Origin of the sequence: Paracraurococcus lichenis (assembly GCF_030657435.1) — a bacterium.
GTDB lineage: Bacteria > Pseudomonadota > Alphaproteobacteria > Acetobacterales > Acetobacteraceae > Paracraurococcus > Paracraurococcus lichenis.
The window spans coordinates 1-1197 of record NZ_JAUTWS010000324.1; the positions used below are offsets into that span (position 1 = coordinate 1).

The window sequence follows — 1197 nt, forward strand, 5'->3', positions numbered from 1 at the left end:
CTTGTTCATGCGCGCATTGACCAGCTGGTTGACCGTGCCCTCGGCCCGTGAGGTCGAGATCGGCTCGCCAGCCCGGTAGCGCTGGCCATAGTCGATCAGCCCGTCTTTGTTGTTCTCGAGATAGCCACGCAGCTCTGTGCAAAGCTCGACGAGGCGTGCCACCTTGGGCTCGAACCCGGGACCGTTCAGCAGGCCAATGGTGCCAGCGACCTCGACAACATCGCCGAGGAGCCCGTGTGCGTCGTCGTGGCGGCCATTCCATAGCAGGTGTCGCAAGCGCATGACCTCTGCATGCGCACAGTCGATGGGACGCTGGCACTTCGGCGCCATGGCGTAGAAGCCGTTCAGCACCTGTTCGACATGGCGCACGCGCATCGAGAGGTGGAACCAGTCGAGAATGGGCTCGACAGGCGCCTTCGCCGCCGCGCGGACCAGCGCAGGCAGGCTCGGGTCACCGTCGCTGATTGCGACCACCGGGCTGCCCTCCCGCCAGTCCTGATCGAGCAACGCCGCACGCAGCAGGACATGGGGCTGCTCGGCCACACTCCGTACCAGGCCAAAGCGGCGACTGCCGTGGCCCTCTCGCTCCACCTTGCCGCAGATTACCTCGAAGTTCCGCACCTGCTGACCCGGCACCGCGCGCACATAGGCACCGTCGAGCATGACAATCGGCCGGCTCGCGTCCGCTGCGGTCGTGTCTCCGACCACAACCACCGCCGCGGTTTGGCGATCAGCCGCCTCGAGCTGCAGGGCGGCGGCATGGGCGCGGGTGCGCACGCTCTCATGGCTCGTCGGTGAGGCCGGCAGCAAGGTCTCAAGGATCCGGGCAGCTTCCCGGAACGAGGTGCGGGCCCCAAGTTCCGCCTGCACCCGCGCCAGCTCCGGCGTGCCGCGGGCGGTCAACAGGGCGCAGACCGGCGAAGGCACCGCTGCCGCGATCGGTGCCATCGGGCGACAGCGGCAGACCCGGAAGCGTGGCGTCTCCACCTCGACCGTGCCGAACAGGGTTTGCACGCGACGCGTACGCCGCTCCTTGAGCGGCTGCGGCATCCGGCAGTGCGGGCAGATGCAGTGGCAGGCCGCGTATTCCGCCGCCTGGCTCGGCACCAGGATCCCCTGCAGCTTGGCCAGGAGCGCCTTCGCCTCGGCCAGCGCGAGGCCGAGGTTCGCGAGCGAGCATTCCGCCACCGGCCGGCT

General features: G+C 68.8%; 1 protein-coding gene. It reads right to left on the reverse strand.

What is annotated here, in order from left to right; genetic code table 11:
* On the reverse strand, positions 1-1197 hold a 1197-nt coding region (locus tag Q7A36_RS39995), incomplete at both ends, for an ISKra4 family transposase (protein ID WP_305109357.1).